Genomic DNA, 8,555 nt, shown 5'->3' on the forward strand with positions numbered 1-8,555 from the left:
TTCCGTTTACATTTTGAGTATATATTATTCACTCTTTAAGTTACAGACAAAAAGTTTGCAATCTATTCCATATAAAATTTATCTTTCCAGTATGATATAATTATATAAAACAGAACTTCTGGGAGATAAAACAATGCGTGATGTGATATTATCCAAACTTAAGGAAATTGAAGAAACTAACAATATCAAGATACTCTATGCTGTCGAGTCCGGCAGCAGAGGTTGGGGATTTGCATCTTCCGATAGCGACTATGATGTCCGGTTTATTTATGTTCATCCTATTGACTGGTATCTATCCGTTGAGGATAAAAAGGATTTTATTGAAGTTCCCATCAATGACTTATTGGATATTAACGGTTGGGATATCAAAAAGGCATTGCTGCAATACAAAAAGTCAAATCCTACATTACTGGAATGGCTCAGTTCTCCTATCATATACATGGAAAACTACAGTGCAGCGCAAAATTTGAGAAACTTGTTGCCTGCTTATTTCTCTTCGGTACCTACAATATATCATTATCTCCATATAGCCAGAAACAAGTATGCTGAAATAATGAGTACCGATCAAGTCAAAATCAAACGGTACTTCTATATATTAAGGCCTCTTCTGGCATGCATGTGGATTGAAAAAAACAATACCACTCCTCCAATGGAGTTTTGCAAACTTATGGCTGATCAGCAATTGGATGAAGCCCTGGTCTGCCAAATTAGTAAGTTGCTTGAAAAAAAGATTTCCGGGCTGGAAATTGATATTGAACCAAAAAACCCGATAATCATTGATTTCTTCAAAAACAAACTAGATCACTATGAGCAGTATCTAAAAACTGTTAGAAAAGAAAAAATGGCAGATTACGAAGCTCTAAATGACCTATTTAGGAAATTGCTTAATGAAGTCTGGTAATAAAGCCTTTGTAAATGTAACAAAGTGATCACTAGCGTCTTTTGCTATTCTTTATTATTTTTTTAGGAGTTTTCAACCCTTTCAAAAAAGAACTCCTTAGTTTTTCAAGAGCTTCTTTGTGATCAATGGATTTTAAGCCTGGAAATGCTTTCAATAACCTTGCTTGTCCAAAAGGATTAGATTCAAGAAGTTCTCTTCTCCTCTTATAAAGATCACTTAGTGTTTTATTTTGATGCGCCGCCATTTTTTCCTGGAAGTTAATCTTTTTAGCTATCTCTGATTTTAAAACCTCACCTTTTGCACTCAGACTTTCTTCCAAATTAGCCTTCTTTTGTACTATAGATATAGTTCCATTTGCAATTTTCTCCCCTATACTATCGGACGTTTCCCTGATTTTAGAAGTAATTTCATCAATCACCTCGAGTTTTTTATTCAATCTTAAAATAGATTTAACGGTGGCAATCAAATCTAAAATAAATAGACCTGTAAAAACAATAAGTAAAATCTTACTTGCCGTTTTAGGAATCCAACTTGAAAGGGAGAAAATTAGAGGATGAATGCGGTCTACAAAAACAATACAAGCTATTCCCCACATGATTGAAAACATTGGACAAATGTATCCACCAATATTAAAAGGCTTGTCCGAGTAATCCCACCATTTTTGGTGAAAGATTTTCTCGAGCAAAAAGCCGCCAATAAGTTCTACTGTACTTGTAATAAACACTGCACCTAAAAACATATATAATAAATTATCTTTTACTGGATTCAATAAATAAAGTACTGTAATGAATCCTATGCCATAAATAGGGCATACTGGTCCATTTAAGAATCCTCGGTTTACAAATTTACCTGTATCTGCTGCTGCATATATAACCTCAACGCACCATCCTATAAATGCATAAATAAAAAAATACCAAAATATATAGAGTTCCAAAATGACTTCCCCCCTACATTGTCAAATCGCCAAACAAAATTACTTTGCATTTTTCAATTAACTATCTACTTTTTTATTTGGTCAGAATTTTTCTTTTGTCCTACATTATCTAATTATCTATTTTACCATATTGCAGATCCTTGATGCTTAGCGGGTATTCCCCTTGTCTATAACCTTTCGGTAAGGTGCTATCATACCCTCATTCATCTTATTGCCAACTTTTTCCAGACAGCTGGAATTGACAGCAACATTCCAACCAGTTGCATCTTGATAAGAGTACCAATTTTCTTTTGCGGAAAGTCGTAGATTCCATGCTTTTTGTAGAATCTGTGATCCTCTTTCATCAGCCCCCTCATGAGGTAAATAAGATCCCGGAATATTTTCATACCACCTACACCCAAGAAGTTTTGAGGCAGTACTAGTTTGTTTTGCAGTGCATAGGTCAATTTATCCGACAGTGCTTTAATCGATTTTGCCGCATCTTTTTCATCAGTAGCCACACCGCATAAAAAGTTGTGTCCCACCTCACAGCGTCCTTCGACAATTATCTTAAGGTTGTGCTCTTTACTATATTCACCGCTGACGATATATCCCATCGGCATTCCCATAGTTACAGTACGGTGTCCATTGCAAAACTGACGGTCATCATATCGCTTAAAGGTTGCACCCATGCTGTGATCTTTTATTGTAAAAGCAAACACGATTGCAGCTCCTTTTTGAATCTCTTCTCTTAAGAAAACATCAAATCCATCCTTATATATGCACTTTCCTGAAATGGCACAATTGAAACAGCCAAGGCACCCGCCCGAAAATGGAAACTCCCTTATATTAATAACCCTCGTATTGTATGGATAGACATTCTGGAAATCCAAAATCATATTTTTAAGATTTTCGTCGTTGTCTTCACAGTTTGTAACAATAACTGTATCAAATTGATCCGATTTTTTAGCTACAGACAAAATCGGCATATAGAGCTTCCTCTCACGTTCAGGCATCTTACTTGATGGTTCATACAAATCCGATTTGCAGCAAAAATGAATGTACTCCCAAAACTTCAGAGCATCCTTTTGCCCCTGCTCAGATAATAAATCTTCCATTTCAGCCGAAAGACCCTGAATATATTTCATATTTAAGTCCAGACAATTTTCTTCAACAAACTTATGAGCCGTAACATCATAAAAGTGCATAGATGTGCTAATCTGCGCAGCAAACTTTCCACTTAAATCCACATGATGTTCTTTCACTAATTCAATAAATCTGTGCAACTGATAGGGCACAATAAACGTATAAACCGGATAACAAAACAATATAAGATCCGCTTCCAATAACTTCTTAACAGCTGATTCCATATCTCTTTCAAATTGTTTAATCTGCTGTCCCACATGTAAAATTTCGAAGCAATCGTTTTGGAAATGCTTTTGAATATACAGCACAGTTTGGAGTGTAATGCTGTATTTTCCCTTTGGGCTTCCGTTCAAAACTAGAATATTCATTATTTTTTACCTCATTTTAGAAATATTAACCAGAATAGTTGATTTTATTTAAGCAAATTTAGAAGTAACTAATTATCTATTTTAATTATATCATTTTTACAGGAAATTTCCCATCAAAAGTAGTTAGGAAATTTTTATGTTTATCAAATATTCTATCATAAATTTGGAAGACTATATTATGTAGATATTAAAATATTCTGGAAGGATGATACCATGGCTGAAACAATAAATGAGAAAACCGAAGGTCGCATAAGTTATCACGATACTGTTGAAGAAATGATAAAAAAAATACGGGAAGATGGAATGACAAACGTATTCGACCGTTGGATCCAACAGGAGAAAATACGTTGTAAATTCTGTTTGGAAGGTTTAAGCTGTCAGCTTTGTTCACATGGACCGTGCAGATGGAATGTGGAAAAAGGAATTGATAAGGGCGTTTGCGGCATAGGACCAGATGCAAACGCAATGAGAAAGCTTTTAATACAAAACACCCTAGGTGCCGGAACATATAGTCATCATGCATATGAAGCTTTTAGAACCTTAAAATCCATTGGTGAAGGAAAATCGCCCTTCAAAATAAAGGATGAAAACAAACTAAGATGGATGTGTGAAAAAGTCGGAATTGATAACAAGCAGGAAATAAACAAGTTAGCTGTTCAATTGGCAGAACTTCTTGAAGCTCAACAGCATATCGGTGTGGAAGATAAAAACATTATGGTTGAAGCCTTTGCACCAAAAAAAAGAAAAGCTGTGTGGAAAAAGCTTAATATTTACCCTGCTGGAACAGTTCATGAGGAACAAAACTGTGTGGCCAGTTCTCTTACAAATGTTGACGGTGATTATGTTTCCTTGGCTATAAAGGCATTGCGTCTTGGATTGGCGACCATTTACAATTCTCAGATCGGTCTTGAGATGGTCCAGGACATTATTTTCGGTACTCCCTCACCACATGAGGTAAATACTGATCTTGGAATATTCGACCCTGATTATATAAATATAGTATTTAATGGTCATCAGCCATGGATTGGTGCACTGACAATTGAAAAGCTTAAAGATCCTAAATATCAGGAAAAAGGAAGAGCAGCAGGTGCAAAAGGCATAAGGGTCATAGGTTCGATTGAAACAGGACAGGAGCTTCTTCAAAGGTATCCTATGGATGAAGTATTTGTAGGACTTATGGGAAACTGGCTTGCTATTGAGCCAATGCTTGCGACTGGTGCAGTGGATGTTTTGGCAATGGAAGAAAACTGCTCTCCCCCTGCCATTGATTCTTACGCAGAAAAATATCAGGTAGCTTTAGTATCAATCAGCACTATTATTGGTGTTCCAAGAACACAGGAAAAGTTCCCATACAATCCCCAAAATGCAAATGAAATGTCTGAAAAGCTAATTGATATTGGAATCGAGAATTTTAAAAAGCGTCATAATAAGGTTCAACCTCATGTTCCAAAGAGAATTCAAAAAGCAATAGCCGGCTTTTCAACCGAAGCTGTTCTAGGTGCTTTAGGAAACAAACTTGATCCTTTGGTTGATGTTATTGCTTCAGGTAAAATTAAAGGTGTTGTGGCTCTGGCGAATTGCGCTACATTAAGAAACGGCCCACATGACTGGAATACTATAAACCTTACAAAAGAGCTAATCAAGCGAGATATTTTAGTTGTTGCAGCAGGGTGTGGAAACCATGGCCTTGAGGTTGCAGGCTTATGCAGTCTTGAAGCGGCTGATATGGCAGGAGACGGACTCAAAGCAGTTTGCGGACTTTTAAAGATTCCCCCTGTGCTTAGCTTCGGAACGTGCACAGATACAGGCAGAATCTCCATGCTGGTAACTGCACTTGCAGACCATCTGGATGTAGACGTACCACAACTTCCAATTGCTGTGACAGCACCGGAATGGATGGAACAAAAAGCTACCATCGATGGCATTTTTGCAGTAGCATATGGTGCATATACTCACCTATCTCCAACGCCGTTTGTCTCAGGTGCTCCTAATCTGGTAAAACTTCTAACTCAAGACGTTGAGGAACTAACAGGAGGAAAGGTTGCTCTAGGCGATGATCCAATAGACGCAGCTAAAAATATTGAGGCTCATATCTTATCTAAAAGAAAAGGCTTAGGGCTTTCCTAAAGCTTAGTACCAGTGGGTGTTGCAAATGTTGATTTGTCACATTCCTATTGTGCATTATTGAAAAGCTTAAGCACAATAGGTAAGATATAAGGGGCTGTTCAATTGAACAGCCCCTTGTCTTTGTCTATTTCAAATTAGTATGTAGTTACATAAAGTGTACGAGTTTCTGAAGCATTACCATCATAGCCATTATCAATTGCTCTTATTTCAAATTTATATGTGGTATTTGACTGAAGACCATATATGTATTTTGATAAGTATGGTGTATCAATACAAGTTACTAAAGATTCATCTTTATATACTCCTATTTGATATCTGTTTATACCTGAGAAACTATCTGTCGAAGGATCCCATGCTAGTTTTACTGAAGAACTTGTTTTATTTGGGGATCTAAAATTATTTGGTGCAGTTGGCGCAACTATGTCTGTATTAAATAAGAATATATTACTTGCAGCTGACACATTTCCAGCATCATCATAAGCCTTTACATAGAATTTGTATTCTTGATTAAATGCCATACTTACTGACATCTTTCTAATGTCATTAACATTTACCCAATTACCTATTTGTTCTGTCCAATTATAATAACCATTATCAACATCAGCATATAACACATAGTGATTTACACCAACATTATCTGTTGAAGCTCCCCATGAAAGCTCAATTTGCATACCTGATCTATTTGAAATATTCAAGCTTGTTGGAGCTGTTGGTGCTACAGTATCTGCCGCCAAAACACTTACACTCGATCCTATCAAAGTTAATGCTGAAACAGTAAGTATTGCTAAATTCTTTGTAATATTTTTAAACATAGTAATAACCCCTCTCACAATTTAATATTATTTTATAGTTCTTATCCTGTTTTGTTTTCAAACATAATGGCTGTTAAAATTGTATTACTTTTTGCATATTCAAGTGCGCGCTATCCTGAATCAAGCATAATAAGTTACAAATTTTCCAATCACTATTGTTAATTCAAATTATATCCTAATGCATATTTCCATACTAGTGTTAAAGTTCACTATTTTTTGTGAATCAATTCACGTTTTACATAATGATGTCAATAAAATAAATATAATTTGAGAATGTATTTAAAAACCCTTGAAAACTACAACTTTAATCAAGCGAATGGTAATAACGAGCTTTATGATATTGTGAATAACTTGATTTCTATCAGACAATAGACCAAGGAATACAGTGACATCTTTGGCATTAGGGATTTAATAATTAACCTAAATTATCTTTTAAAGGTTTGTAACCATTGACAATTGGAAACTTCATTAAAAATTCAGTTTCATCTTTATCGCTTGATACGGATATTTTACCACCGTTTTCTGTCACATATTGCTTTACTATATAAAGTCCATAGCCATGTTCCTTATCTTTAGTATCTTTTCCGGAGTATCCTTTTTCGAATATTCTTTTAATTACTTGTACAGGAATTTCAGGACCATTATTGCATATAGATAAATTGTAAATATTATCAACAATATAGCCTGAAACAGCAATATATTTTTTCTCGCAAACAGGAGTTTTCTCAATTTCATATATTGCATTGTCAATGATATTGCTGACAATGCTTACCAATTCGTTATCCTTCACATCGATAGCATATAGTTTATCTTCAAAATCAACCTCCAATTTTATTCCACTTTTAATAGCATTACTGTTTTTTACAGCAAGGAGGCCATTTACGAAGTCATTTCCAGTATCAAAGGATCTGTAAGATATTTTTAAGTTTTCTGTCAGGTTCTCGATATATTCTTTTAATTTCTCAAGTGAGTTTGGATTTTCACTTCGTACCATGGCAAGCATGGTATTAAGATGGTTACCTATATCATGATTATTCTTTCTGAGGATTTGTATAAGATTCTCCATGTTTTCTACATTTACTTCCTGAATTTTAAATTGATAATTAATTTTCAGCAAGTTTTCCCTTTGCTTATGGTCAATTACACCTAATACGATGATTAATAAACCGACAACAATAATAGTAATTTGATAGACTATGATTCCGTTTTCATCGTTAATCAGCCCCCTTTGGAAGGGTATTAAGATTGCAAAACTAAAAATAAAGCTCTGAAGTATTCCTATTGAAACAATTGCATTTTCTTTTTTAGGAAATATAAAATTAGAAAAAGGTATATTTTTTTTATATATAAAAGATAAAAAAACAAATTGCGTACTTCTGATTATTATACCACCATATAATTGAAAAAAATCCATGTGCACAAATGAATATACACTCTTTCGTAATACTAGCACATAAATCAACACAAAGCCCGTTTCAAAGAAAATTAAAAACATACTTAGTATTAGTGACGTAATAAGAGAAGTAACAAAATCTGTTTTGGTTAAATAACTGTTTCTGCCCGAGTTAAATGTCATGGAACTGCTCAGGTTGCGTGACCGTTTACAGATATGTTAATATCTTTCCGAAGAGAGTTTTAGGAGGGATATGGAAAGAACTTTGAGTTTTTACGTTAAATGCACCACCATTTAACCTCAAAGTTCCAACACACTGTAAAATGATAATAGCATATATTGGCCGAAATGTTAAGGACTATCGTAAAAATTTTTTGTTGTATCTGGAGAAAACAAAGTTCTTCTGCCCTGTATGTGGTAATAATACAGAATTTCATGATCGCTACGACAGACATGTACATATAGATGATAAAATTGAATGGATAGTAATTCAGCGTGTAATATGTGTTGGATGTGGTAAAACTCATGCAATACTTCCGGATTTTATCAGACCCTACAAGCATTACTCTACAGCAGATATTGAGTTCGTACTCCGGGATGTTGAGGAAGGAACTACATATGAACAGGTGGAGGCAACAGCAAGTATCTCAACAGTGAAAAGATGGTTTAAAGAGTTTAAACAACGAGGTTGTCAAGCAATAGGAGCATTAAGAGCTTTACTGAATAATATTTTTGATAAAACCATTAACGAAGTTAGGCTTACTGGACTTAAGATGTTTGAAACATTGGAATACATACTTGATAACTTCCCTAAAACTGAAAGTAACAGTCTTTTCCTTGGGGATGCAAACATATGGCTTACACACTACATAGCAGGTGTTTATGTATAAAGAAA

Annotated in this window: 7 protein-coding genes; 3 read left to right on the forward strand and 4 right to left on the reverse strand. The window is 34.8% G+C overall.

The features are described 5' to 3' along the window. Positions 1 to 133 precede the first annotated feature (133 nt). The gene (locus ACECE_RS0206400) at positions 134 to 901 is read left to right on the forward strand and encodes a nucleotidyltransferase domain-containing protein (protein ID WP_010245664.1); all 768 of its coding nucleotides are present in this window, start codon (positions 134 to 136) and stop codon (positions 899 to 901) included. 31 nt (positions 902 to 932) lie between these two features. Here the strand turns inward: ACECE_RS0206400 and ACECE_RS0206405 are convergent, their stop codons facing one another. Together ACECE_RS0206405 and ACECE_RS26775 are read right to left on the reverse strand one after the other, a co-directional pair. Then, entirely contained in the window at positions 933 to 1,835 is a 903-nt protein-coding gene (locus tag ACECE_RS0206405; RefSeq protein ID WP_010245667.1) for a putative ABC transporter permease, read from the reverse strand. A 203-nt stretch (positions 1,836 to 2,038) separates the two neighbouring features. Beyond that, positions 2,039 to 3,328 carry an NAD(P)H-dependent oxidoreductase gene (locus ACECE_RS26775; protein ID WP_010245670.1) on the reverse strand — a complete coding sequence of 430 codons (1,290 nt, stop codon included), beginning with the start codon at positions 3,326 to 3,328 and terminating at the stop codon, positions 2,039 to 2,041. A gap of 213 nt (positions 3,329 to 3,541) precedes the next feature. Here ACECE_RS26775 and cooS point away from each other — a divergent pair, with 213 nt between their 5' ends. Beyond that, positions 3,542 to 5,455: an anaerobic carbon-monoxide dehydrogenase catalytic subunit gene (gene cooS / locus ACECE_RS0206415; protein WP_010245672.1), complete on the forward strand. Its 1,914-nt coding sequence runs from the start codon at positions 3,542 to 3,544 to the stop codon at positions 5,453 to 5,455. 134 nt (positions 5,456 to 5,589) lie between these two features. On the opposite strand, the gene ACECE_RS0206420 is transcribed toward cooS, so the two are convergent. Together ACECE_RS0206420 and ACECE_RS0206425 are read right to left on the reverse strand one after the other, a co-directional pair. After that, entirely contained in the window at positions 5,590 to 6,267 is a 678-nt protein-coding gene (locus ACECE_RS0206420; protein ID WP_010245675.1) for a fibronectin type III domain-containing protein, read from the reverse strand. A 415-nt stretch (positions 6,268 to 6,682) separates the two neighbouring features. Beyond that, positions 6,683 to 7,681, reverse strand: a complete 999-nt coding sequence (locus ACECE_RS0206425) for a sensor histidine kinase (RefSeq protein ID WP_010245676.1) — start codon at positions 7,679 to 7,681, stop codon at positions 6,683 to 6,685. 302 nt (positions 7,682 to 7,983) lie between these two features. On the opposite strand from ACECE_RS0206425, the gene ACECE_RS29130 reads away from it, so the two are divergent. Beyond that, positions 7,984 to 8,550 (forward strand): DUF6431 domain-containing protein, encoded by a 567-nt coding sequence (locus ACECE_RS29130; RefSeq protein ID WP_010245677.1) that lies wholly within the window; start codon positions 7,984 to 7,986, stop codon positions 8,548 to 8,550. Positions 8,551 to 8,555: the final 5 nt, after the last annotated feature.

It is taken from the genome of Acetivibrio cellulolyticus CD2 (assembly GCF_000179595.2).
Classification (GTDB): Bacteria; Bacillota; Clostridia; order Acetivibrionales; family Acetivibrionaceae; genus Acetivibrio; species Acetivibrio cellulolyticus.